Source organism: Dietzia massiliensis, assembly GCF_018390595.1.
In the GTDB taxonomy this organism is placed as follows: Bacteria; Actinomycetota; Actinomycetes; order Mycobacteriales; family Mycobacteriaceae; genus Dietzia; species Dietzia massiliensis.
Map to the genome: position 1 here is coordinate 41,887 of NZ_JAHBAV010000007.1, position 24,746 is coordinate 66,632.

Consider the following 24,746-nt stretch of genomic DNA (forward strand, 5'->3'; position numbering starts at 1 on the left):
GGAAGGCGGCTGACGTCGTGGATCCCCGCCCCGCCCCGGCCGCCGAGGTGGTGCGCTCGGCGACCCGGACGCTGCAGGCGGCCGGTGTCGACTCCGCGCACGCCGAGGCACAGCTCATCTGCGCCCACGTCCTCGGCATCGATCGCGGCCGACTCATGATCGCCGACGACCTCGACGCCACGGCGGTGGCCGAGGTCGAGCGCATCGTCGCCGCCCGTGCGCGAGACCGGACGCCCCTGCAGTACCTGCTGGGCCGCGCGGCCTCGGGTCGGCTCGACCTGGCCGTCGGGCCCGGCGTGTTCATCCCGCGCCCGGAGACCGAACTGCTCGTCGAGTGGACCCTCGCCGCCCTGCCCGCGCCCACGCCCGAACCCGGACCGGTGGTGGTGGACCTGTGCGCCGGCAGCGGCACGATCGCGTTGGAGATCGCCCACGCCCGGCCGGACGCCCGCGTGCACGCCGTCGAACTGCACGACGCGGCCCTCGAGTGGCTCCGCCGCAACGCGGACGAGCGGGCGGCGGCGGGGGACGCCCCGGTCGAGGTCCACCGCGCCGACGCCACCGATATCGAGACCCTCGCGCACCTGCGGGGCCGGGTCGCGGCCGTCGTGTCCAACCCGCCGTACATCCCCGTGACCGACGACCTACCCGCCGAGGTCCTCGCGCACGAGCCGGCCACCGCGCTGTTCGGGGGAGGGGACGGCCTCGTCGTCGTCGTCCCCCTCGTCGACCTCGCGGCAGCGCTCCTCGCGCCCGGCGGCCTCCTCGCCGTCGAGCACGACGACACGACCGGCGACGCGGTCGCCGCGGTGGTCTCCGCGCAGGGGGGTTTCGGTACCGTGGAGCAGCACACCGACCTCGCCGGTCGGCCGCGGTTCGTCACCGCGAGGCGACTCGACGCGCGCCGCGGCGCCGTCGGCGACCACAGTGGCAACAACGACGACGACGAGGTCGTCACGAGCGCCCGGAAGGGGACCACCCGGTGACCATCACCTACGACTGCACCGAGGACACCGGCCGCGAGGTCGGCCTCAGCTCCGCGGCCGGCGCCCTGCGCGCGGGCAGGCTGGTCGTCACCCCCACCGACACGCTCTACGGCATCGCCGCCGACGCCTTCGACCCCGACGCCGTCAACCTGCTGCTGTCGGCCAAGCACCGCGGCCCCGACATGCCCGTCCCCGTCCTGGTCGGATCGTGGGAGACCATCGACGGCCTCGTCGTGAGCACGCCCGCCCCCGCCCGCGACCTCATCCGCGCCTTCTGGCCCGGCGGGCTGAGCCTCATCGTCCACCAGGCGCCGTCGCTGAACTGGAACCTGGGGCACACCCGCGGCACCGTCATGCTGCGCATGCCGCTGCATCCGGTGGCCATCGAGCTCCTCCGGGAGGTCGGCCCGCTCGCGGTGTCCAGCGCCAACGTCTCCGGACAGCCGCCGGCGACGACCGTCGCCCAGGCGCGCGAGCAGCTCGGCGACTCGGTCGCCGTGTACCTCGACGGCGGTCCCTGCGCGATCGGGGCCCCGTCGACGATCGTCGACCTCACCGGGGCCGCCCCGCGCATCGTGCGTGAGGGAGCGGTGACCGCCGAGCGCGTCGGAGAGGTCCTCGGCATCGACCCCGCGGCCCTGCGCGGCTGAGCTGTGGGCATCGGGATCCCGTTCCGGGAGCTCCTGCTCATCGGTGTCGCCGCCGGCCTCGTCACCTTCGTCGTGACCGGGCTGGTCAGGGGAGTGGCGCCCGCGATCGGCGGACTCGCGTACCCGCGTGAGCGAGACGTGCACGTCGTGCCCACACCCCGGCTCGGCGGGGTCGGCGTCTTCACCGGGATGCTCGTCGCCGTCTACCTCGCCGCCCAGCTCCCCGCCCTCAACAGGGCGTTCCCGCCCTTCGCGCCCGACGTCGAGGCCACCATCATCGCCGGAGGCGTGATCGTCCTGGTGGGGATCGTCGACGACATCCTCGGCCTCGGTGCCGTCACGAAGCTCGCCGGCCAGGCCGCCGCCGCCGGCGTCCTGGTCGCCATGGGCGTGTCGTGGACCCTCGTGTACCTGCCGTTCGGCGACGGCAACATCCTCGTCCTGGACCAGCTGCAGGCCGGGCTGCTCACCGTCGTGTTCACACTGGCGATCGTCAACGCGATGAACTTCGTCGACGGGCTCGACGGGCTCGCCGCCGGACTCGGCGCGATCGCCGCGCTCGCCATCTGCGTGTTCTCCGTGGGGATCATGCTCGACCAGGGCGGAACGGTAGGCGCCTATCCGCCGGCGCTCGTCACCGCCGTGCTCGCGGGCGCGCTCCTGGGCTTCCTTCCCCACAACTTCCAGCCCGCGCGCATCTTCATGGGCGACTCCGGGTCGATGCTCATCGGGTTGGTGCTCGCCGCGGCCTCCACCAGCGCGTCCGGGAAGATCTCGCAGAGCCTGTACGGGCCGCAGGAGATGATCGTGCTGCTCTCCCCGGTGATCGTCGTGGCCGCGGCGATGTTCGTCCCCGTCCTGGACCTCGTCATGGCGGTCGTCCGCCGCGTCGGGGCGGGGCGAAGCCCGTTCGCGCCCGACAAGATGCACCTCCACCACCGGCTCCTCGCGCTGGGGCACTCCCACCGCCGCGTCGCCCTCGTGATCTACGCGTGGGTCTCGCTCATCGCCTTCGGCGCCGTGGGCGCGACCATGCTGCCCACCGAGGTGATCGTGCCGCTCGTCGCCGCCGGTCTGCTCTCCGTGCTGGCCGCGACCCTGGTGCCGCGCCTCCGCAGCTCCCGGGCGCAACATCACTCGGGAGGCAAGACCGCGTCCCGCTAGGCTGCACCCCATGACAGACACGCCCGCCCCCGCCGATCATCCCGCCGAGAGCCCGCACACCGCCGCGTTGCGCAAGGCGGTCCGGTTCGGTGTCCTGGCCCTGGCCGTGCTCGCCGTCGTCGGCGCGATCGTCTGGGCGCTCGTCGACGGTCTGCCCGGGTTGTGGGGCGCCCTGATGGGCGCCGGCATCGGCGGGGCGTTCGTCCTCACCACCGCGATCGTCGTCATCGCCACAGCGCGCTCGGCGCCCCAGACGACCGCGGCGGTCGTGCTGGGCACGTGGCTCCTCAAGCTCGTCGTGGCGATGGGTCTGGTCGCCGCACTCGCACAGTTCGACTTCTATTCGCACACGGCCTTCGGCGTGACGATCATCGTCGCGCTGGTCGTGGTGCTGGCGGGGGAGACGTGGGCCGTGCTCAAGGCCCGGACGCCGTACGTCGAACCCACCGTCCCCTGAGGGGTGCCCCTGCCATCACGGACCGAGACCGGGGTGTTACTCTTTACGACGGTGAGACGAGCACGTCACCGGGCTGCCACGTGGCCTGACGACGTTCGCGCGCTGACCCGATCCGGCCGCGAACTCCGGGCCGCTCACACCGAACGCGCTGGGGCGCCCGTCGCCCGACACGACCAGGGGAGAACACACTGAGTACCACGCTTCTGGCCTTCAAAGGCGAGTTCCATCCCCCGAACATCGACAAGGAGTTCTTCCCTGTCGACAAGTGGCTGACGGACTTCGCAGGCGGTGCCTTCACCCTGGACCGGCTCATGCTCGTCCGCCTCCTCATGGCGGTCGTGCTGCTGGCCTTCTTCGTGCTCGCGATGCGCAACCCGAAGCTCGTCCCGCGCGGTGTGCAGAACGTCGCCGAGATCTGCCTCGACTTCGTCCGCGTCCACGTGTCGGAGGAGATCCTCGGCAAGGAGCAGGGGCGCCGCTTCCTGCCGATCATCGCGACGATCTTCTTCGCGGTCATCGCGATGAACCTGCCCACCATCATCCCGGGCCTCAACATCTCGCCGAACGCGCGGATCGGCTTCCCGCTGGTCCTCGCGCTGCTGGGTTACGTGACCTTCATCTACGCCGGGTCCCGGCGATACGGATTCGCCCGCTTCATCAAGGCGAGTGTGGTCATCCCCAACCTGCCGCCGGCCCTGCACCTGCTGGTGGTGCCGATCGAGCTGGTCTCGACCTTCATCCTGCGTCCCGCCACGCTGACCATCCGACTCATGGCCAACATGCTGGCGGGTCACCTGATCATCGTGCTGCTGTTCAGCGCGTCGAACTTCTTCTTCTGGCAGCTCAACGGCTGGACCCTGCTGTCCGCCGGCATCTCCGTGCTGTCGATCGCGTTCACGCTGTTCGAGCTCCTGGTGATCTTCCTGCAGGCGTACATCTTCGCGCTGCTGGTCGCCGTCTACATCGACAGTGCGCTCCACGCGGAGAACCACTAGTACCCGGGCCGTCAGGCCTGACACGACCACCCGTCAAACCGACAACCCACGTCCGACCGGGGCGGAACCACCCACCCCGGCCATCTGAAAGGGATCCACATGGACATCGTCACTCTCGCCCAGGCCGCTGAGACCACCGCCCGCGGCTACGGCGCCATCGGCTACGGCCTCGCCGCGATCGGCCCCGGCATCGGCATCGGCATCCTCGTCGGCAAGACCGTCGAGGGCATGGCCCGTCAGCCCGAGATGGCCGGCACCCTCCGTACCACGATGTTCCTCGGCATCGCCTTCACCGAGGCGCTCGCCCTGATCGGTATCGTCGCCGGCTTCCTGTTCTGATCGACGACACACCGACCTCTTAGGGACGCACCATGAACAACGTCATCGCCATCTTGGCGGCCGAGGGGGAAGCACTCCCCCTGGAGGAGAGCCCCAACCCGCTCATTCCTCCGCTGTATGACATCGTCTGGTCGCTCATCCCGCTCGCCGTCATCCTCTGGCTGTTCTGGAAGTTCATCCTTCCGAAGTTCCAGCAGGTTCTCGATGAGCGAGAGGAGCGGATCGAGGGCGGTCTGCGTCGTGCCGAGCAGACCCAGGCCGAGGCGAAGGAGGAGCTGGCCAAGTACAAGGCACAGCTCGCCGAGGCGCGCAGCGAAGCGGCCAAGATCCGCGACGACGCGCGAGCCCAGGGCCAGCAGATCCTCGCGGACATGAAGGCCGAGGCGCAGGCCGAGAGCGACAGGATCGTCGCCGCCGGCAACCAGCAGCTCGCGGCCCAGCGTCAGCAGATCGTCGCGGAACTGCGTTCCGATCTCGGGCGTCAGTCCGTCGATCTGGCCGAGCGGCTCATGGGTGAGCAGCTGTCGGACTCCGTCCGTCGCTCCGGCACCATCGACCGCTTTCTGGCAGACCTCGACCGGGTCCCCGGCGCGGGCAAGAACTAAGGGAAGTGGAGTCCATGCACGCAGCGAGTCGCGACGCGCTCGACCAGACCCGTGAGGCACTGAAGTCCGCCCTGGCCGCCGATCCGGCCGGCGGGGCGACCGGTGCGAAGGTGGGCCAGGAGCTCTTCCAGGTCGTCGACGTCCTGGAGGACAACCGGTCACTCCGGGTCGCCGTGGCCGACACGTCCGCCCCGGTGGAGGCCCGCCAGGACCTCGTCCGCGGGGTGTTCGGGTGGAAGGTCGACCAGACCACGCTCGACCTCCTGCTCGCTGCGGTGTCCCGGGACTGGTCCAACCCGCGTGAACTGCGGGCGGGCCTGATCCTGCTGGGCCGCGAGGCGCTCCTGCGCTCCGCGGAGCAGCAGGGCCAGCTCCAGACGGTCGAGGACGAGCTGTTCCGGCTCGGCCGCATCGTCGCCGGCGACGCGGAGTTCGAGCAGGCCCTCGCCGACAAGACCGCGCCGGCGGACGCCAAGCGGGCCCTGCTCGCCCAGGTGCTCTACGGCAAGGTCACCGCGGTCACCGAGGCGCTGGCCTCCCAGGCCGTCGCCCGGCCGGCCGGTATGCCCGCGGACGACTTCATGGAGATCTCCCGGCAGGCCGCGGAACTGCGCGGCCGCGCCGTGGCCGTGGTGACGAGCGCGGAGCCCCTGACCGAGCAGCAGACCGACGACCTCCGTGGCCGGCTCGCGTCGATCTACGGCCGCGAGCTGGCCATCCACAACGACGTCGATCCCGCCCTGCTGGGCGGGGCGGTGGTCCGCGTGGGTGACGAGATCATCGACGGCAGCGTGGCGGGTCGCCTGGACGCGTTGCGGCGCACCCTGCGCTGACCGGTTCGACCGGTCGAACGACGAGCTGCGGTCTCCAGTGGTCGAGGCTCGGCACACACCTATAAAGCACATCCCGACTTTGAGAGCAGGAATGACATGGCGGAGTTGACGATCTCCTCCGATGAGATCCGCAGCGCGATTGCGAACTACACCTCGACTGTTTCGACCGACGCGACCAAGGAAGAGGTCGGCGTCGTCGTCGACACCAGTGACGGCATCGCGCACATCAGCGGTCTCCCCTCGGCGATGGCCAACGAGCTGCTGGAGTTCCCGGGCGGCATCCTCGGCGTCGCGCTGAACCTGGAGGACCGCGAGATCGGCGCGGTCATCCTCGGCAACTTCGAGGAGATCGCCCAGGGCCAGGAGGTCCGTCGCACCGGTGACGTCCTTTCCGTGCCCGTCGGCGACGGCTTCCTCGGCCGCGTCGTCAACCCGCTCGGCCAGCCGATCGACGGCCTTGGCGACATCGAGTCGGAGGACACCCGCGCCCTCGAGCTGCAGGCGCCCTCCGTCCTCGAGCGTCAGCCGGTCGAGGAGCCCATGCAGACCGGCATCAAGGCGATCGACGCCATGACGCCGATCGGCCGCGGCCAGCGTCAGCTCATCATCGGTGACCGCAAGACGGGCAAGACCGCCGTCTGCATCGACGCCATCCTCAACCAGAAGGCCAACTGGGAGTCGGGCGACAAGACCAAGCAGCTGCGGTGCATCTACGTCGCCGTCGGCCAGAAGGGCTCCACCATCGCGGGCGTCAAGGCGACCCTCGAGGAGCACGGCGCGATGGAGTACACCACCATCGTCGCGGCGCCGGCCTCCGACTCCGCTGGCTTCAAGTGGCTCGCCCCGTTCACCGGCTCGGCCATCGGCCAGCACTGGATGTACCAGGGCAACCACGTCCTCGTGGTGTTCGACGACCTGTCGAAGCAGGCCGACGCCTACCGTGCGATCTCGCTGCTGCTGCGTCGCCCGCCGGGCCGCGAGGCCTACCCGGGTGACGTCTTCTACCTCCACTCCCGCCTGCTGGAGCGGTGCGCCAAGCTCTCGGACGAGATGGGCGGCGGCTCGCTGACCGGCCTGCCGATCATCGAGACCAAGGCCAACGACGTCTCGGCGTTCATCCCGACCAACGTCATCTCGATCACCGACGGCCAGGTCTTCCTCGAGTCCGACCTGTTCAACCGTGGTGTGCGGCCGGCTGTCAACGTCGGTATCTCCGTCTCCCGAGTCGGCGGCGCCGCCCAGACCAAGGGCATGAAGAAGGTCTCCGGCTCGCTGCGTCTCGACCTGGCCGCGTACCGCGATCTCGAGTCGTTCGCGACGTTCGCCTCCGACCTCGACGCCGCCTCCAAGGCCCAGCTCGAGCGCGGCCAGCGTCTGGTGGAGATCCTCAAGCAGGACCAGAGCTCGCCGGTGGCCGTCGAGGACCAGATCGTGTCGATCTACCTCGCGGGCGAGGGCTTCTACGACAGCGTCCCCGTCGAGGACGTGCGTCGCTTCGAGAACGAGCTCCTCGAGCACCTGCACCACGCCGCCTCCGACGTCTACGAGCAGATCGCCGGCGGCGCCGCGCTGTCCGACGACTCGATGTCCACCCTCAAGGCCAAGACCGACGAGTTCAAGGAGGGCTTCGTGGCCTCCGACGGCTCGCGGGTCGTCAACGAGCCCGAGGCCGAGGCGCTGTCCGAGGACGAGATCGACCGCGAGACGCTGACGGTCACCAAGAAGAAGAAGGCCTGAGGCCTCGCGATGACAGCCATCCGATACTCGGGCGAGAGGAGCGTGATCTGAGACCATGGCCAACCTGCGCGAACTCCGCGACCGGATCAAGTCGGTCAACTCGACCAAGAAGATCACCAAGGCCCAGGAGCTGATCGCCACCTCGCAGATCTCCAAGTCCCAGGCACGGGTCGCCGCGGCGAAGCCGTTCGCGGACCAGATCACGGCGATCCTGACCGACCTCGCGAGTGCGTCGTCGATCCAGCACCGCATGCTCAACGAGCCCGAGGATCCCAAGCGGTCCGCGGTGCTCGTGGTGACCTCCGACCGTGGTATGGCCGGCGGGTACAACCACAACGTCCTCAAGGAGGCCGCCGAGCTCATCGCGTACCTCGAGGGCGAGGGTCGCGAGGTGGACATCTACGTCCTCGGCAACAAGGGCATCGTCTACTACACGTTCCGGGAGATCCCCCTCGCCGGTTCGTGGTCCGGGCACTCCGAGAAGCCCGACTACCAGGAGGCCCGGCCGGCCTTCCAGCTCCTGTCGAAGGCGTTCGCTGTCGGCGGCGAGGACTCGTTCGACGCCGCGGAGTTCCTCGGTGAGGATCACCAGGGCGACACGACCCGTAAGGGCGTGGACGAGGTCCACATCGTCTACACCCGGTTCGTCTCCATGCTGACCCAGACGCCCAAGGCGCGGCGGTTGGCGCCGATCGAGACCCAGGTCGAGATCGAGGAGCTGGACCTGGGCGAGGACTACATGGACTCCCCGGAGGCCGAGTTCAAGCCCGAGGTCACCTTCGAGCCGGATGCCGACACCCTGCTCGACAACCTCCTCCCGAGGTACATGTCGACCCGGGCCTTCGCCGCACTGCTCGAGTCGGCGGCGTCGGAGTCGGCGGCCCGTCGTACGGCCATGAAGTCGGCGACGGACAACGCGACCGACATCGTCGAGGGTCTCAGCCGTGAGGCGAACCAGGCCCGTCAGGCACAGATCACCCAGGAAATCAGCGAGATCGTCGGCGGAGCCGGTGCGCTCGCCGCGAGCGCAGGAAGTGACTAGACAATGACCACAGCTGTAACCGATCAGAGCACGACGGGCACGGCCGGTCTCACCGGCCGGGTCTCCCGCGTCCTGGGCGCGGTCGTCGACGTGGAGTTCCCGCGCGGCGCCCTCCCGGCCCTCTACAACGCCCTCACGGCCGAGATCACCCTCCCGGCCGTCGCCAAGACGGTGACCTTCGAGGTCGCCCAGCACCTCGGCGACAACATGGTGCGCTGCATCTCGATGCAGTCGACCGACGGTCTCGTCCGCGGTGCCGAGGTCGTCGACTCCGGCAAGCCGATCTCGGTGCCGGTCGGCGACGTCGTCAAGGGCCACGTCTTCAACGCGCTTGGCGACTGCCTCGACGCCCCCGGCACGGGCCGGGACGGCGAGCAGTGGGGCATCCACCGCGAGCCGCCGGCCTTCGACCAGCTCGAGGGCAAGACCGAGATCCTCGAGACCGGCGTGAAGGTCATCGACCTGCTGACCCCGTACGTGAAGGGCGGCAAGATCGGCCTGTTCGGTGGCGCCGGTGTCGGCAAGACCGTTCTCATCCAGGAGATGATCACCCGTATCGCGCGTGAGTTCTCCGGTACGTCGGTGTTCGCCGGCGTCGGCGAGCGCACCCGTGAGGGCACCGACCTCTTCCTCGAGATGGAGGAGATGGGCGTCCTCCAGGACACCGCCCTGGTGTTCGGTCAGATGGACGAGCCGCCGGGGACGCGTATGCGCGTCGCCCTCTCGGCCCTGACGATGGCCGAGTACTTCCGCGACGTGCAGGGTCAGGACGTACTGCTGTTCATCGACAACATCTTCCGATTCACCCAGGCCGGTTCCGAGGTCTCGACGCTGCTCGGCCGTATGCCGTCCGCCGTCGGTTACCAGCCGACCCTGGCGGACGAGATGGGTCAGCTGCAGGAGCGGATCACCTCGACCCGCGGGCGCTCGATCACCTCGCTGCAGGCGATCTACGTCCCCGCGGACGACTACACCGACCCCGCGCCGGCGACCACGTTCGCCCACCTCGACGCCACCACGGAGCTCTCCCGCTCCATCGCGTCGAAGGGCATCTACCCGGCCGTCGACCCGCTCACCTCGACCTCCCGCATCCTCGAGCCCGGCATCGTGGGCGAGGAGCACTACCGCGTGGCGCAGGAAGTCATCCGGATCCTCCAGAAGTACAAGGAGCTCCAGGACATCATCGCGATCCTCGGTATGGACGAGCTGTCCGAGGAGGACAAGGTCACCGTCCAGCGCGCGCGTCGTCTCGAGCGCTTCCTCGGCCAGAACTTCCTCGTCGCCGAGAAGTTCACCGGCCAGGTCGGCTCGGTCGTGCCGCTGTCCGAGACCATCGAGGCCTTCGACAAGCTGTGCAAGGGCGAGCTCGACCACCTGCCCGAGCAGGCGTTCAACGGCATCGGCGGTCTGGACGACGTCGAGAAGGCCGCCAAGAAGCTCTCGGGGAAGTGACCGTAGACAATGGCTGACATCGAAGTCGAGTTCGTCACGGTCGAGCGCCGCTTCTGGTCCGGTACCGCCACGATGGTGGTCGCCAAGACCACCGAGGGCGAGATCGGCATCCAGGCCGGGCACGAGCCGCTGCTCGGCGAACTGGACGCCGGTGGCACCGTGACCGTCTACACCGACGAGGGCAAGAAGGTCGCCGCGGTCCAGGGCGGCTTCCTCTCGGTCACCGCTCACAAGGTCAGTATCCTCGGTGAGGCGGCGGAGTGGTCCGACGCGATCGACCGTTCCGCCGCGGAGAAGGCGCTGTCCGAGGCCGGCGACGATGCCGCCGCCGCCGCAACGGCCCGGGGTCGCCTCCGCGCCATCGAGAAGGCCGGCGCCTAGTCGACCCCCCGGCCCGACCGGCACCCCGGCCGCGGCCACCGGAAGGAGTTGAGCAGATTGACGGCTCCCATCGAGATCGTTCTCGGTGTCGTCGTCCTGCTCGTCCTGATCCCGGTGGTCGCGGCCGCGGTCTATCGTCTGGTGGTCGTCCGACGGAACTCCACGTCGGTCCTCGTGCGGAGGACAGGGGAGGAGTCGTGGCGATACGGAGCGGTCCGGTATTCCGATACCGACGTCGGCTTCTACCGCCTGGGCAGCGTCCGGTTCGGGGCCGACGTCCGGCTGGATCGTCGGAGTCTGGCACTGGGGGCGCGGCGGCAACCGACCGGCCCCGAGCTCGACGTGGCCGAGGAGGGCGAGGTGATCGTCCCCTTCTCCGGCACCGATCCCCGGGGCACCCTCGTCGAGGGCGAGCTGTGTCTGGCCCCCGCCAAACTGACCGGGATGCTCGCGTGGGTCGAGGCCTGTTCGACCGAGCAGATCCGACTACGGCGTCCACACCGCTGACACCCCGGGACCGCGATCCCGGTCCGCTGCCCGACCGCACCGGTCCATCGCCCGTTTCAGGAGGAATCCTTGCGTCTCGTCGTCGCCACCTGTCAGGTCGACTACGTGGGCCGTCTCACCGCGCACCTTCCCATGGCGCCGCGCCTGCTGCTCGTCAAGGCTGACGGCTCGGTCAGCGTCCATGCCGACGACCGGGCGTACAAGCCGCTCAACTGGATGACGCCGCCCTGCTCGCTGACCGAGCAGGAGCATCCGGAGAACCCTGACCACCGCCTCTGGATCGTGGAGAACAAGGCGGGGGAGCAGCTGCGGATCACCGTGGCCGAGGTGCACCACGAGTCCCATCACGAACTCGGCGTGGATCCGGGTCTCGTGAAGGACGGCGTCGAGGCCCACCTACAGGAGCTGCTCGCCGAACACATCGAGACCCTGGGGCCCGGGTACAGCCTCGTGCGCCGCGAGTACATGACCGCCATCGGGCCGGTCGACATCCTCGGCCGTGACGCCGACGGGGTGACCGTCGCGGTGGAGATCAAACGTCGCGGTGAGATCGACGGCGTCGAGCAGCTCACCCGGTACCTGGAACTGCTCAACCGCGATCCGTTGCTCGCCCCGGTGACCGGGATCTTCGCCGCCCAGGTCATCAAGCCGCAGGCCCGGACCCTCGCCACGGACCGGGGGATCCGGTGCGTCACCCTCGACTACGACACGCTCCGCGGCATCGAGTCCACCGACCTCCGGCTCTTCTGAGCGGGCTCGGCCGATGCCCAGGAGACACCGGCGCGGCGGCGGCGAACGCCCCGCGCCCCGGCGGGACGGCCTCGGCGGCGGCGCGCTCGAGTCCGGCCCCGCCGGCGATCCCGATCAGTACCACGTCCGGCGGATCCCGGCGGCGCGGGCTACGAAGGACTATCGATGCCCGGGGTGTGATCACCTCGTGACCGCGGGAACACCTCACGTCGTCGCGTGGCCGGACCGGCCGGGTGGCGATGAGGAACGACGGCACTGGCACGCCGGGTGCTGGTCCGGTCGCGGCCGGCGTGGCCTCACCCGTCGCTGGAGCTGAACCCTGGTTCCGGCGGCAGCTCGAACGCGTCGTCGCCCTCGGTGCCGGGGACGGGTTCGAGCCTCGCGCGAATCGTGGTGAGATCGCCGATCACGCGCTGCCGGAGATCCCGTAGCTCGTCGACGTGCGCGCGGGCCCGCGCCGTGACGTCCCGCGCCTCGTCACGGGCCCGGTCGACGATCCGGCGCGCCTCCTCGTGCGCCTCACGGCGCGTCGCGTCGGCGGCGGCTACCGCGGCGTCGTGACGCTCGCGCTCCTCGCGCAGGGATTCGCTGCGGCGCAGATCCGACGCGAGTCGGAAATCCTCGTCGATCTGCTCCCGACGACGGGCGGCCTCCTCGTCGAGTGACCGCGCCTCCCTCTGGGCAGCGCGAACGATCTCCTCCGCCCGCGTGCGGGCCGCGGCGAGCACGCCGGTGTGTTCGGTCCGGACGGCGGCGGCGCGGGCGCGGACGTTTGCCAGTTCGGCGGCCGCGGTCTCCCGGAGTCGCCACGCCTCCTCCTCGGCCTCCGTGCGGACGCGATCGGCAACGGCGAGGGCGGCGTCACGAATGGCCGCGGCCTCGGCGGTGGCGAGCGAGAGCATGGTGGACAGACGATCCGACATCTGGTCGCTGGTGACCGGCGCCCGTCCGAGTTCCGCGACACGCGCCTCGAGCTCGCTCACGCGTGTGCGTGCACGCTCGGCCTCCGCGGTGGCCCGGTCGGCACGGGCGACGGCGGCGTCGCGGTCAGCACGCAGGAGCTCCGCCTCGGCCTCGAGGCGCGAGAGGGCGGCCGTCACCTGCTCGCGGTCGAAACCCTTGCGCACCACCGCGAACGGCTCGACGGTCGCCGGGGGAGTGTGCATGCTCGACATGCCCCCACCCTAGCCGCGGGCGCGGTCGTCGCGCCTAGTGCTGGTCGGAGGCGGGCTCGACCAGCTCGAGCAGCACGCCGCCCGCGTCCTTCGGGTGCACGAAGTTGATGCGGGAACCGGCCGTGCCCCGCTTGGGCGCGGGGTACAGGACCCGGACGCCGCGGCCGGTGAGGTGCTCGGTGATCGCGTCGATGTCGGTGACACGGACCGCCATCTGCTGGATACCGGGCCCGTTGCGGTCGATGAACTTGGCGATCGTCGAGGTCTCGTCGAGCGGTGCCAGGACCTGGAGGAGGGCGCTGCCCTCGGGGCGACCGGGCGATCCGAGCATCGCCTCGCGCACGCCCTGCTCCTCGTTGACCTCCTCGTGGAGGTTCTCCATGCCCAGGTTGTCGCGGTACCAGGCCACCGCGGCGTCGAAGTCGGGCACCGCCACGCCGACGTGGTCGATCGCCACGACGAGCTCGGAGGGCAGCAAGGGTTGGCCGGTTGGGGTGGTGGTCATACCTGCCACGTTATCCGTTCCCCCTTCCCGGTAGTTTGGCCAGTACAGTCGTTTCCCCTCGATCGGAAGGTGTCCCATGACCGCCGACCCCACCCGCACCGTCATCGTCTCCGGTGCCCGTACCCCGTTCGGCCGCCTGCAGGGAGGCCTGTCCTCCCTGTCCGCTCCCGAGCTGGGCGGCATCGCGATCCGCGCCGCCCTCGAGCGCGGGAACGTCCCCGCCGAGGCCGTCGACCAGGTGATCATGGGTCAGGTTCTGTCCGCCGGTAACGGTCAGATGCCCGCGCGGCAGGCGTCGCTCGCGGCCGGTATCCCCAAGCGCGTCGACGCGCTGAGCATCAACAAGATGTGCTTGTCCGGGCTCACCGCCATCGCGCTCGCCGACCAGGCGATCCGCTCGGGCCACTCCGAGGTCGTCGTCGCGGGCGGCCAGGAGTCCATGTCGCAGGCCCCGCACCTGCTGCCCAAGAGCCGGGCCGGCTACAAGTACGGCTCGATCGAGGTCCTGGACCACATGGCCTTCGACGGCCTGCACGACGTGCCGACGGACCAGCCGATGGGCGCGCTCACCGAGGCCCGCAACGTCGAGCTCGAGATCACCCGTGAGCACCAGGACGAGTTCGCCGCGATCTCCCACCAGCGCGCGGCCGCCGCCGCCGCGGAGGGCCGGTTCGCCGACGAGATCGTGCCGGTCACGGTCAAGGGCCGCAAGGGCGAGACCGTGGTGGACACCGACGAGGGGGTGCGCCCCGACTCAACGCCCGAGTCGATGGCCAAGCTCAAGCCTGCCTTCTCCAAGGACGGCACCATCACGGCCGGATCGTCGTCGCAGATCTCCGATGGTGCCTCCGCTGTGATCGTCACCAGCGCCGCGCGCGCCGAGGCCGAGGGCTGGACCGTCCTGGCCGAGATCGTCGGGTACGGGACGGTCGCCGGCCCGGACTCGACGCTTCAGCACCAGCCCGCCGACGCGGTGCTGGACGCCTGCAGGCGTGCGGACATCGATGTCAAGGACATCGACCTGTTCGAGTTCAACGAGGCCTTCGCCTCCGTCGGGCTGCACTCGACCCGGATGCTCGAGCTCAGCTCGGACCAGGTCAACGTCAACGGCGGGGCCATCTCCATCGGCCACCCGATCGGTGTGTCCGGTAACCGCGTCGTCCTCACGCTGGCGCTCGAGCTCGCCCGGCGGGGCGGCGGACTCGGCGCGGCCGCGCTCTGTGGCGGCGGCGGCCAGGGTGACGCCCTGCTCATCCGGGTGCCCGCGGCCGGCTGACACCCCCGTCCGGGCATCGTGGAAGGATCGGAGACGTGACGAGACCAGGTAACCGACCCCCGTCCGCCGCCGAGCAGAAGCTCGCGGCGTCGCTCGCCGGCGCCGTCGATCTCTCCGGCCTGAAGAAGCGAGCCGAGACCCGCCGGGACGCGGCCGCCCCCGGTCGCGCCCCGGGTCAGGGCGGTCCGCCGCAGGACGGGGGGTCGCGGGTGCGGGTGGAGGTGGACGAGGCCTCCTTCGAGCAGGAGGTCCTCGTCCGCTCCGCCCAGGTGCCGGTGATACTCGAACTCGTGTCGCAGCGGGCGCCGACCGCGCTGACGGCGACGCTGGCGGCCCTGGCCGAGGAGGCCGGGGGCCAGTGGGTGCACGCGACGGTCGACGTCGACGTGGCTCCGGGCATCGCGCAGGCCCTCCAGGCGCGCGCGGTGCCGACGGTCTACGCCGTCGCGGCCGGGCGGCCGCTCGCGGACTTCGAGGGCGAGCAGCCCGAGGACGCCCTCCGCCAGTGGCTCGCGGCCGTGCTCCGCGCGACCGAAGGCAAGCTGAGCGGGCCGGCCCCGGAGACCGGGGAGACCGAGCCGGACGAGGCGTCGGATCCCGAGCGGGACGCCGCGGAGGAGGCGTTGGCAGAGGGGGATCTCGCGGCCGCCGAGGAGCGCTTCACCGCGCTCGTGGACGCGCGCCCGGGCGATCACACGCTCGTCGAGGCGCTGCGGTACGTCCGGGCGGCGCGGCGCGTGTCGGAGGACGCGGACGCGGGCGAGGGTGCGGTGCCCGAGGCGCTGCGGGCCGCGGACGCGGCGCTTGTGGCCGGCGAGTACGAGACCGCCTTCTCCGGGTTGGTCGGCGCCGTCCGCGTCACCACCGGCGACGACCGTGCCGCCCTGCGTGCGAGGCTGCTCGAGCTCCTCGACGCGCTGCCGGCGGATGATCCGCGGGTGCTGGCCGCGCGCCGCGACCTGGCGAGCGCCCTGTACTGACGCATCACCGGTGGCCCCGCGTCGGGCCGCCGGTGCCCCGCGTCGAGCCGTCGGCGGGCCCCTGCCCGGGGCCGCCGACGGCTCTCCGCTATCCGGTGGGGGTGTGGCGGAACCACACGGTCGCGCGGGAGCCGACCGTGATCGCGGCGGAGTAGGGCCGCCCGTGGTGGGAGATCTGCTCGGCGTGGACGCCGCCGTAGTTGCCGGCGCCGGACCCCTCGTAGGCCTCGGCATCCGTGTTGAGGATCTCCTCCCAGTACCCGCCCTCGGGGAGGCCGATGCGGTAGTCGCCGAGAGGCGCGCCGGAGAAGTTCACGACACACGCGATGGTGCTGCCGTCGTGGTCGGTCCGCAGGAACGACAGCGTGTTGTGCTCGGAGTCGTTGGCGTCGATCCACGAGAAGCCCGAGGGGTCGTCGTCGAGCGCCCACAGACCGGGGTTCTCGGCGTAGCGGGCGTTGAGGTCGCGCACGCAGTCGCGGATGCCGCGGTGGTACTCGCCCTCCCAGCCCTCGAGGTCGTCCCACGCGACCCCGCGCTCGGCGTTCCACTCGGTGGTCTGGCCGAATTCGAGTCCCTGGAAGAGGAGCTTCTTACCGGGGTGGGCCCACATGTAGGCGTAGAGGCTGCGGATCCCGGCGGCGCGGTCCCACGAGGAGCCGGGCATGCGCTCCCACATGGAGCCCTTCCCGTGGACGACCTCGTCGTGGCTGAGGGGGAGGACGAAGCGCTCGCTCCAGGCGTACATGAGCGAGAAGGTGATCTCGCCGTGGTGGTAGCCGCGGTAGATCGGGTCCAGGCCCACGTACTGGAGGGTGTCGTTCATCCAACCCATGTTCCACTTCATGGAGAAGCCGAGGCCGCCGGTGTAGGTGGGGGCGGTGACGCCGCCCCACGAGGTGGACTCCTCGGCGACGGTGAGGACGCCGGGGTGCTTGCGGTGGACCGTGGCGTTGACCTCCTGGAGGAACGAGATGGCCTCGAGGTTCTCGCGGCCGCCGTGGATGTTGGGCGTCCACTGTCCCTCGTCGCGGGAGTAGTCGAGGTAGAGCATCGAGGCGACGGCGTCCACACGGAGGCCGTCGACGTGGAACTCGTCGGCCCAGTACAGGGCGTTGGCGACGAGGAAGTTGCGGACCTCCCGCCGGCCGAAGTCGAACACGTAGGTGCCCCAGTCGGGCTGTTCGCCGCGCCGGGGATCGCCGTGCTCGTACAGCGGGGTGCCGTCGAACCGGCCGAGGGACCACTCGTCCTTGGGGAAGTGCGCGGGGACCCAGTCCACCAGGACGCCGATGCCGTGTGAGTGCAGGTGGTCGATCACGTAGCGCAGGTCGTCCGGGGAGCCGAACCGACTGGTGGGGGCGAAGTAGCCGGACACCTGGTAGCCCCACGAGCCGCCGAACGGGTGCTCGGCGACGGGCATCAGTTCCACGTGTGTGAACCCGGTGGAGAGGACGTGCTCGGCGAGTTGGTGCGCGAACTCGCGGTAGTCGAGGCCGGGGCGCCAGGAGCCGACGTGGACCTCGAGGATGGTCATCGGGGAGCGCGAGTGGTCGCGGGTGGCGCGGGCGGCGATCCACTCGTCGTCGTTCCACTCGTAGGCGGAGGTGAACACCTTCGACCCGGTGGCGGGGGGCACCTCGGTCGCGACGGCCATGGGGTCGGCGTGGTCGACTGTCCGCCCGTCGGCACCCCGGACGCGGTACTTGTAGACGGCGCCGTCGCCGACGTCGGGGACGAACAGTTCCCACACGCCGGAGGAGCCGATCGAGCGCATGGGCAGCGCCACGGGGTTCCAGCCGCAGAAGTCGCCGACCACGCTGACGCCGCGGGCGTTGGGCGCCCACACGGCGAAGGACGTCCCGGTGACCGGCCCGCCGGGGGAGTCGTAGGTGCGGACGTGCGCACCGAGCACGTCCCAGAGGCGCTCGTGGCGTCCCTCACCGATGAGGTGCAGGTCGACCTCGCCCAGGGTCGGCAGGAACCGGTAGCCGTCGGCGACGGTGCGGGTGTGGCCGTCCGGGTAGGCGACGCGGAAGCGGTAGTCGGGGACCTCGGCCTCGGGCAGGGCGGCCTCGAACAGCCCGTCGGAGACGGGTTCCATCGGGACCGTCCGGTCACCGAAGTCGATCTCGACGGACACCGCACCCGGCTGCATGGTGCGCACGACGGAACCGTCGCCGTCGCGGTGCGTGCCGTAGACCGAGTGGGGATCGTGGTGGGTGCCCGCGCGGAGCCGACCGAGGACCTCGCCGGTGAGGGGTGTGGGCCGCGGCGCCGCGTCCGGTACGGGGGTCGCGGCCGGCCCGGGTGTCGCGCGGGTCGCCGGGGATGACGGCGACGACGACGAGGTCTTCTCCGGCCGGGGCCGGGCGGTCGCGGGGTCCTGCTTCTTGTGCTTTCCCATGGTCGTTCGCCTCAATCCACGGTGTGCGTTCGGTAGGACAGTTCGACCCTACGTGCTTCGGAGCAGGGTGGGATCGAGACGATGTGCGCGACCGCGGACCACGGCTCGAGCCGGACGTAGTTGCTCGACCCCCAGTGGAACTCGTTGCCCGACACCTCGTCGCGCACGCTGAACCGGGCGTCGTCGTCGTAACCGAGCGCCGCCATGTCCAGGTGGAGGGTGCCCTCCTGGACGCCGAGGGAGTCCAGGGTGACCACGGTCAGAACGGTGTCGCCGGTGGCGGGATCGATCTTGGAGTAGGCGATGATCCGGTCGTTGTCGACGTCGTGGAAGTGCAGGGTCCGCAGCTGCTGGAGCGCGGGGTGCTCGCGCCGGATCCGGTTGAGCGCGCGCAGCCAGGGCGCCAGCGACTGTCCGGCGGCCTCGGCGGCCGCGAAGTCGCGGGGTCGCAGTTGGTACTTCTCCGAGTCGAGGTACTCCTCACTGCCCTCGGTGACGGGCTGCCACTCGTAGAGCTCGAAGCCCGAGTACACGCCCCAGGCGGGCGAGAGGGTCGCGGCGAGGGCGGCGCGGATCGCGAACATCGCCGGGCCGCCGCGCTGGAGCGACTCGTGCAGGATGTCCGGGGTGTTGGTGAACATGTTGGGCCGCGCCTCGTCGACGTGGGCCAGCAGCTGCTCGCAGAACTCGGCCAGATCGGCCTTGGTGGTCTTCCACGTGAAGTACGTGTACGACTGCGAGAACCCGCGTTTGGCGAGCCCGAACAGCCGGGCCGGTCGGGTGAACGCCTCGGCGAGGAACAGCACGTCGGGCTCGGTGCGCTTGACCTCGCTGATGAGCCGGTTCCAGAAGTCCGCGGGCTTGGTGTGCGGGTTGTCCACGCGGAAGATCCGCACGCCCAGTGACGTCCAGTGCCTGACCACGCGCAGCACCTCGGCGTAGATGCCCTCGGGGTCGTTGTCGAAGTTGATCGGGTAGATGTCCTGGTACTTCTTGGGCGGGTTCTCGGCGTAGGCGATGTGCCCGTCGGGCAGGACGGTGAACCACTCGGGGTGCTCGGCGGCCCACGGGTGGTCGGGGGCGCACTGCAGCGCGAGGTCGAGCGCGACCTCGACACCGCGTTCGCCCGCGTACTCGACGAGCCCGCGGAAGTCCTCGGTCGTGCCGAGGTCGGGGTGCACCGCGTCGTGGCCGCCGTCCCGTGAGCCGATGGCCCACGGGGATCCCACGTCGTCCGGATCGGGTGTCAGCGTGTTGTTGCGGCCCTTGCGGTTGATCTCCCCGATCGGGTGGATGGGCGGCAGGTACACTACGTCGAACCCGAGGTCGGCTGCGTGGTCGATGTATGCCCGCGACGTGGCGAAGGTGCCGTGGACGGGCCGGCCCTCGGCGTCCCAGCCGCCGGTGGATCGGGGGAAGAACTCGTACCAGGAGCTGAACTGGGCCTCGCGGCGATCGACCCACACCCGGTGGGTCTGCCCGACGGTGACCAGCTCGCGCACCGGGTCGGCGGCGAGCGCCGCGGCGACCTCCGCCGACAGGGCCCGCTCCGTGCGGGTGGCCGCGTCGCCGTCACCGCGCAGCGCGTCGGCGGCCCTCGAGAGCAGGGCGGCCCGGTCCGCCTCGCCGGCGGTGGTGGCCCGGGTGACCGCGAGGTCGAGCACTCGCGCGCCCACCTCGAACTCGTTGCCCAGCACGTCGGCGTCCTGGCCCGCGTCCATCTTCTTGGTGATGCCGCTGCGCCAGGTGGCGAAGGGGTCGGACCACGCCTCCACGCGGAACGACCACATGCCGGGCACGTCGGTGGGCAGCAGGGCGTGCACGGTGTCGGGTTCGGCCCCGGGCGCCATGGTGGTGCGCGAGGAGAGGCCGCCGGGTCGCCGGACCACGAGGCTGGCGGACAGGGCGTCGTGCCCCTCCCTCCAGACGATGGCCGAGATCGGCAGGATCTCGCCGACCACCGATTTCGACGGGAACCTCCCGCAGGAGACGAGGGGACGGACCTCATCGATGGCAAGACGGTCGTTCACGTCGGTGCTCCTTCCGGCTGCGGGTCGGCGCCGCGAAGTGGCGACGTCCGTCACCGACGACGCTAGCGAAGTCGGGCCGATCCTTCAGGGCCGTCATCTCCGGTTAACCCGCGCGAGCCGTGTTCCTCCCCACCCGGGGCCGCGATAACCGGTTAGATGGGCGTCGTGAGCACCGCCATCGACATCGACCCCGACCTCGTCCTCGACCTGCGTGACGTCTCGCTCCGGCGCGACGGCAAGACCCTCGTGGGGCCACTGACCTGGCAGGTCGAACTCGACGAGAGGTGGGTGGTGCTTGGCCCCAACGGCGCGGGCAAGACCTCGTTGCTGAGGATCGCCTCGGCGTTGGAGTACCCGAGCACCGGTACCGCGGTCATCCTCGGCGAGCAGCTCGGTCGGACCGAGGTGACCGAGCTGCGCAGCCGGGTCGGCCTGTCGTCGGTCGCCGTGGCGGGCCGGATCCCCGGCGACGAGGTGGTGAGCGACCTCGTCATCTCGGCCGGGTACGCGGTCCTGGGTCGCTGGCGCGAGAAGTACGACGAGCAGGATTTCGAGCGGGCGGCCGACACGCTCGAGTCGATCGGCGCCGAGCACCTCGCGGACCGGACGTGGGGCACCCTCTCGGAGGGCGAGCGCAAGCGCGTGCTCATCGCGCGCGCCATGATGACCGACCCCGAGCTGCTGCTGCTCGACGAGCCGGGCGCCGGTCTGGACCTCGGCGGGCGCGAGGACCTGGTGGCCCGGCTCGGGGACATGGCCATGGACCCGGACGCCCCCGCGACGGTCCTGGTGACCCACCACGTCGAGGAGATCCCCCCGGGCTTCACCCACGCCATGCTGCTGGCGGAGGGCGAGGTGACCGCCATGGGGCTCATCGACGACGTGATCACCTCCGAGAACCTCAGCCGGGCCTTCGCGCAGTCGATCACGGTCGACGCGATCGACGGCCGCTACTTCGCCCGCCGTGCCCGGCGATCGGGCCGGCACCGACGGGGATGACCGGGGTGGCGGGCTCGTCCGGGTCGTCGCGCGTGGTGGGCGGCGGCGACGCTCCTGCGGCCTATGAGCCGGGGGCGGTCCCGATCCGCGAGGCGGCGACGGTCGCCCTGATCCGCGACGCCCGGGTCGGCGGGGGAGTCGAGGTGTTCCTGCAGCACCGCGTGTCGACGATGCAGTTCGCGGCGGGTATGTCGGTGTTCCCCGGCGGCGGGGGGGAGCCCCGCGACCACCACGGCACGCGGCCCCGGCGCGGGCCCGAGCCGCGGTGGTGGGCCGACCGGTTCGGCATCGACGAAGGCCGCGCCGCCGCGGCGGTCCGGGGCGTGGCCCGCGAGCTGTTCGAGGAGACCGGCGTCCTGCTCGCCGAGCCGGCGGGCGCCACTCCGCCCCCGGCGCCGCCCGGCGTCGCCGAGCGGCGCGCGCTCGACGCGGGGCACGGCGACCTCGACTCGCTCCTGGCCGCGCACGGCCTGGTGCTGTCCGCGCACCTGCTGCGGCCGTGGGACCGCTGGACGACCCCGGTCGGGCCGCCGCGGCGCTATGACACGCTGTTCTTCGTGGCCGCACTGCCGGAGGGGGCGGAACCGGACGGCGGGACGAGCGAGGCCCGGGCCGCCGAGTGGATCCGCGCCGACGACGCCGCCCAGGCCGGCGTCCTCGGGCACCTCGGGATGCTCCGGCCGACCCTCGACGTGCTGTCCGACCTCGCGGGAGCCGCGGACGTCGCCGAGGTGCTGGCCACCGAACGGGCCATCGCGCCCGGCGGGAACTAACCTTGCGGCGGTGACCCCCGAGGACCTCGACTTCCTGCGCACCGACGCCGGCCGCGACCTGATCGAGCTCGCCGCCGGGCTCGACTGGTCGCGGGCCCACGTCGTGTCCTCGACGGCGACCGTGCGCCGCGCGGACGCCGAGCACGCGGCCGCAGCGATCGACGTCGTCACCGCCCGTGCCCGCGCGCACGGCCGGATCCGCGGGGCGGGGGCGATGCTTCTCACCGACGAGGCGGTGCAGCAGGCCACGGCCTGGCCCGTCGCCGCCCTCCGCGCCGAACGCCTGGCGGGCCGGGACGTCCACGACGTGACGTGCTCGGTCGGCGCCGAGCTCACCGAGCTCGTCCGCACGGCCGGCCGCGTGATCGGCTCGGACCTCGACCCGGTGCGCGCGCGGATGGCCGCCCACAACGTCCCCGGGGCGCTGGTGTGTGTGGCGGACGCGCTCGCGCCGCCGAGCCGCGACGCCGTGCTGGTGGCCGATCCCGCCCGCCGCGCCGGGGGACGCCGCATCCACGACCCGGCGCAGCTCAGCCCACCGCTGCAGGACCTCCTCGCCGTGGCCACGGACCGCGACCACGTCATCAAGTGCGCGCCCGGACTCGACACCTCCGCCCTCGGCCACGAGGGCGAGGTCGAGCTGGTCTCCCTCGACGGCTCGGTACGCGAGGCCTGCCTGTGGTCGTCGGGCCTGGCCGGGGGCGTACGGAGACGCGCGACGGTCGTGCGCACCGCCGCCGCCCGGGCGCCGGGCCCGTGGGGACCGGCGCGCCTGACCGCGGACGGTGTCGCCGTGCACGTGGAGGAGGTGACCGACGGCGACGACGACGAGGTCGCCGCCCACCCCGAACCCGAGCGGTTCATCGTGGACCCGGACGGGGCGGTCGTCCGGGCGGGGCTCGTGCGGCACTGGGCCCGCAGACACGGGCTCCGTCAGCTCGACCCGCGGATCGCGCACCTGACCGGCCCGCGGATCCCTCCGGGCCACAGCGGGTTCGAGGTGCTCGAGCGGTGTCGGCTGGACCGCAAGCAGCTGCGTCGCGCCCTGCGCGCGCGGGACTGCGGGTCGCTGGAGATCCTCGTGCGCGGCGTCGACACCGATCCGGACGTGCTGCGTCGCTCGCTGTCGCTGTCGGGGTCGCGGCCGCTCGCGCTGGTGGTCACCCGCATCGGCACGTCGGCCGTGGTGTTCGTGTGCGGGCCCCGGACACGGGCCACCGGGGATCAGCCGAACATGTAGACCGCGCCCATCGCGGTCGTCAACGCGATCCGACCGTCCGAATCGACGCTGAGCCCCGACACGGGACCCGACGCCGCGGGCACCTCGAGCCGGTGGACGGTCCGCCCGTCGCCGCCGTCGAGCACGTGCACGGCGATGCCGGGCTCGCCCCCGCCACCGCCCGCGCGCACGGCTACGATCACCTGCCCGTCCGGGGTCGCGGCAGGGTTGGTGAGCTGCTGCAGATCGTCCCGGCGCCAGACCTCGCGGCCGGTCCCGTCGACCGGGCGGACGGCCACCACGGGCGCCGGGCCCGCGTCGTCGTCGTGCTCGTCGTCGGGACCCCTCCACACGGTCGTCGTGCGCCCCGCGGTGACGAGGGTGCCGTCGGGCAGCAACGCCGGCGAGGCGTCCGGGCGGTACCCGACCGGCGCCGACCACAGTTCGGCGCCGTCGGCCGCCCGGTACGCGGCGAGGGCGCCGTCCGCGGCGTGCACGTAGACCTCGTCCCGGTCACCCGACAGGACCACCGGCACGCCCAGCCGACCCTCGGCCAGGGGGACGCGCCACAGGACCTCCAGGGCGGGCGCGTCGCCACCGACCAACCGCACGGCGACCAGCTCCGGCTCCGCCGCGCCCGGCGTCCACGCGGTGAGGTACGCCGTGGCCGCGTCGGTGTCCACGGCCGCGGTCGCCGGCACCGGACACCCCCGCGCGCCGGTGGCGCACCACGGCAGACCGTAGGCCGGATCGTCCGTCACGACGTCACCGGTGAGACGCAGCTCGGGGGTGACGTCCAGACCCGTGTGGGCGTTGACTACACGCGCGACCCCGAGGTGGGAGACGAGCAGCAGGTGGCGGTTGTCCATCAACGTCACGGTGGTCGGCACGCCGCGGGTGGCGGCGAACCACCGGTTCTCGCCCTCGGCGGCCACCGCCGCGACCCCGCCGTACGCCGGGACGAACAGTGACCCGCGCCCGTCGACCGTCGCCGTGATGCGCGGGCCGTCCGTCGGCATACGCGAGCACCACCGCTTGCGGCCGTCGTCGGCGGTCAGGGCGAAGAGGTTGCAGCCGCGCTCGGAGACCGTCGCCTGGAACGACGTGCCGATCCCGTCGGAGGAGGCCACCCCGATCGCCGGGGCGCCCAGCGTGCGCGACCAGAGCAGCTCGGGGGAGTCCGACACCCCGGCGTGCGCCCGCGACGAGTTCGGCGGGCCACCGGCCACCGACGACCAGCTCGCGGCCTGGCCGAGGCGCGCGCCCCCGCTCGGCGTGTCCGACGCGCAGCCCGAGACCACGCCCAGGGCGAGCCCGGCCACGACCAGGGACCGCACGGTGCGCGGTAACGATGCCGGTGCCACAGGTCCCCCCGTCGAAAGAGTGATCAGGGCGTAAGCGTAGTCCGAGCGCCCGGCGACCCAGGGGTACGCCCGGGGGAACCGCCACTCGCGGAGCGCGCTCCGCCGATACCGTGACGACAC

25 protein-coding genes are annotated in these 24,746 nt (G+C 71.5%); 20 read left to right on the top strand and 5 right to left on the bottom strand.

Features of this window, described 5'->3' with window-relative positions; genetic code table 11:
- Positions 1-17: 17 nt before the first annotated feature.
- From prmC to KHA85_RS17815, 15 genes are all read left to right on the top strand, one after another.
- A complete protein-coding gene (prmC, locus tag KHA85_RS03240) occupies positions 18-986 on the top strand; it encodes a peptide chain release factor N(5)-glutamine methyltransferase (RefSeq protein WP_213184790.1) in 969 nt (322 codons plus the stop codon).
- Positions 983-1,636: an L-threonylcarbamoyladenylate synthase gene (locus tag KHA85_RS03245; RefSeq protein WP_061227665.1), complete on the top strand. Its 654-nt coding sequence runs from the start codon at positions 983-985 to the stop codon at positions 1,634-1,636. Before prmC ends, KHA85_RS03245 begins: the two co-directional genes overlap by 4 nt.
- 3 nt (positions 1,637-1,639) lie before the next feature.
- Positions 1,640-2,800 (top strand): glycosyltransferase family 4 protein, encoded by a 1,161-nt coding sequence (locus KHA85_RS03250; protein ID WP_213184791.1) that lies wholly within the window; start codon positions 1,640-1,642, stop codon positions 2,798-2,800.
- Positions 2,801-2,810: 10 nt separating this feature from the next.
- The gene (locus KHA85_RS03255; protein ID WP_213184792.1) at positions 2,811-3,257 is read left to right on the top strand and encodes a Cg1360 family ATP-synthase-associated protein; all 447 of its coding nucleotides are present in this window, start codon (positions 2,811-2,813) and stop codon (positions 3,255-3,257) included.
- A 203-nt stretch (positions 3,258-3,460) separates the two neighbouring features.
- A complete protein-coding gene (gene atpB, locus KHA85_RS03260; RefSeq protein ID WP_182642660.1) occupies positions 3,461-4,252 on the top strand; it encodes a F0F1 ATP synthase subunit A in 792 nt (263 codons plus the stop codon).
- A gap of 99 nt (positions 4,253-4,351) precedes the next feature.
- Positions 4,352-4,591: an ATP synthase F0 subunit C gene (locus KHA85_RS03265; RefSeq protein ID WP_182642655.1), complete on the top strand. Its 240-nt coding sequence runs from the start codon at positions 4,352-4,354 to the stop codon at positions 4,589-4,591.
- A 32-nt stretch (positions 4,592-4,623) separates the two neighbouring features.
- On the top strand, positions 4,624-5,196 hold the full coding sequence (locus KHA85_RS03270) for a F0F1 ATP synthase subunit B (protein WP_007627620.1): 573 nt from the start codon (positions 4,624-4,626) through the stop codon (positions 5,194-5,196).
- Positions 5,197-5,210: 14 nt separating this feature from the next.
- On the top strand, positions 5,211-6,029 hold the full coding sequence (locus tag KHA85_RS03275; protein ID WP_007627619.1) for a F0F1 ATP synthase subunit delta: 819 nt from the start codon (positions 5,211-5,213) through the stop codon (positions 6,027-6,029).
- 96 nt (positions 6,030-6,125) lie between these two features.
- Positions 6,126-7,766 carry a F0F1 ATP synthase subunit alpha gene (gene atpA, locus KHA85_RS03280; RefSeq protein WP_007627617.1) on the top strand — a complete coding sequence of 547 codons (1,641 nt, stop codon included), beginning with the start codon at positions 6,126-6,128 and terminating at the stop codon, positions 7,764-7,766.
- A gap of 55 nt (positions 7,767-7,821) precedes the next feature.
- Positions 7,822-8,808 (top strand): F0F1 ATP synthase subunit gamma, encoded by a 987-nt coding sequence (locus tag KHA85_RS03285; protein ID WP_007627615.1) that lies wholly within the window; start codon positions 7,822-7,824, stop codon positions 8,806-8,808.
- Between the two features lie 3 nt (positions 8,809-8,811).
- Positions 8,812-10,260, top strand: coding sequence for a F0F1 ATP synthase subunit beta (gene atpD / locus KHA85_RS03290; protein WP_007627613.1), 1,449 nt, complete (start codon positions 8,812-8,814; stop codon positions 10,258-10,260).
- Between the two features lie 9 nt (positions 10,261-10,269).
- The gene (locus KHA85_RS03295) at positions 10,270-10,641 is read left to right on the top strand and encodes a F0F1 ATP synthase subunit epsilon (protein WP_108847584.1); all 372 of its coding nucleotides are present in this window, start codon (positions 10,270-10,272) and stop codon (positions 10,639-10,641) included.
- A 57-nt stretch (positions 10,642-10,698) separates the two neighbouring features.
- Positions 10,699-11,148, top strand: a complete 450-nt coding sequence (locus KHA85_RS03300; protein WP_213184793.1) for a DUF2550 family protein — start codon at positions 10,699-10,701, stop codon at positions 11,146-11,148.
- A 69-nt stretch (positions 11,149-11,217) separates the two neighbouring features.
- Entirely contained in the window at positions 11,218-11,898 is a 681-nt protein-coding gene (nucS, locus tag KHA85_RS03305; protein WP_070721294.1) for an endonuclease NucS, read from the top strand.
- A 13-nt stretch (positions 11,899-11,911) separates the two neighbouring features.
- Positions 11,912-12,214 carry an Rv1322 family protein gene (locus tag KHA85_RS17815; RefSeq protein WP_081470490.1) on the top strand — a complete coding sequence of 101 codons (303 nt, stop codon included), beginning with the start codon at positions 11,912-11,914 and terminating at the stop codon, positions 12,212-12,214.
- On the opposite strand, the gene KHA85_RS03310 is transcribed toward KHA85_RS17815, so the two are convergent.
- Positions 12,195-13,073, bottom strand: coding sequence for a coiled-coil domain-containing protein (locus tag KHA85_RS03310; RefSeq protein ID WP_236885103.1), 879 nt, complete (start codon positions 13,071-13,073; stop codon positions 12,195-12,197). The genes KHA85_RS17815 and KHA85_RS03310 overlap by 20 nt on opposite strands.
- 34 nt (positions 13,074-13,107) lie before the next feature.
- Positions 13,108-13,578, bottom strand: a complete 471-nt coding sequence (mce, locus tag KHA85_RS03315; protein ID WP_213184794.1) for a methylmalonyl-CoA epimerase — start codon at positions 13,576-13,578, stop codon at positions 13,108-13,110.
- 76 nt (positions 13,579-13,654) lie between these two features.
- Between mce and KHA85_RS03320 the strand changes: the two genes are divergently transcribed.
- Both KHA85_RS03320 and KHA85_RS03325 read left to right on the top strand, forming a co-directional pair.
- Positions 13,655-14,854 carry an acetyl-CoA C-acetyltransferase gene (locus KHA85_RS03320; protein WP_070721296.1) on the top strand — a complete coding sequence of 400 codons (1,200 nt, stop codon included), beginning with the start codon at positions 13,655-13,657 and terminating at the stop codon, positions 14,852-14,854.
- Between the two features lie 35 nt (positions 14,855-14,889).
- Entirely contained in the window at positions 14,890-15,834 is a 945-nt protein-coding gene (locus KHA85_RS03325) for a tetratricopeptide repeat protein (RefSeq protein WP_007627604.1), read from the top strand.
- An 88-nt stretch (positions 15,835-15,922) separates the two neighbouring features.
- Here KHA85_RS03325 and glgB read toward each other — a convergent pair whose 3' ends face one another.
- Positions 15,923-18,241: a 1,4-alpha-glucan branching protein GlgB gene (glgB, locus tag KHA85_RS03330; RefSeq protein ID WP_213184795.1), complete on the bottom strand. Its 2,319-nt coding sequence runs from the start codon at positions 18,239-18,241 to the stop codon at positions 15,923-15,925.
- An 11-nt stretch (positions 18,242-18,252) separates the two neighbouring features.
- Entirely contained in the window at positions 18,253-20,271 is a 2,019-nt protein-coding gene (locus KHA85_RS03335) for a maltotransferase domain-containing protein (protein WP_213184796.1), read from the bottom strand.
- Between the two features lie 156 nt (positions 20,272-20,427).
- On the opposite strand from KHA85_RS03335, the gene KHA85_RS03340 reads away from it, so the two are divergent.
- Genes KHA85_RS03340 through KHA85_RS03350 form a run of 3 tightly spaced genes read left to right on the top strand, consistent with a single transcriptional unit; the run spans position 20,428 to position 23,283 of the window.
- Positions 20,428-21,270, top strand: coding sequence for an ABC transporter ATP-binding protein (locus KHA85_RS03340; RefSeq protein ID WP_007627594.1), 843 nt, complete (start codon positions 20,428-20,430; stop codon positions 21,268-21,270).
- The gene (locus KHA85_RS03345) at positions 21,267-22,043 is read left to right on the top strand and encodes an NUDIX hydrolase (protein ID WP_236885104.1); all 777 of its coding nucleotides are present in this window, start codon (positions 21,267-21,269) and stop codon (positions 22,041-22,043) included. The genes KHA85_RS03340 and KHA85_RS03345 overlap by 4 nt, the downstream gene beginning before the upstream one ends.
- A 10-nt stretch (positions 22,044-22,053) precedes the next feature.
- Entirely contained in the window at positions 22,054-23,283 is a 1,230-nt protein-coding gene (locus KHA85_RS03350) for a THUMP-like domain-containing protein (RefSeq protein ID WP_213184797.1), read from the top strand.
- Here the strand turns inward: KHA85_RS03350 and KHA85_RS03355 are convergent.
- On the bottom strand, positions 23,268-24,626 hold the full coding sequence (locus tag KHA85_RS03355) for an outer membrane protein assembly factor BamB family protein (RefSeq protein WP_213184798.1): 1,359 nt from the start codon (positions 24,624-24,626) through the stop codon (positions 23,268-23,270). The two genes, KHA85_RS03350 and KHA85_RS03355, sit on opposite strands and share 16 nt — an antisense overlap.
- Positions 24,627-24,746 lie beyond the last annotated feature (120 nt).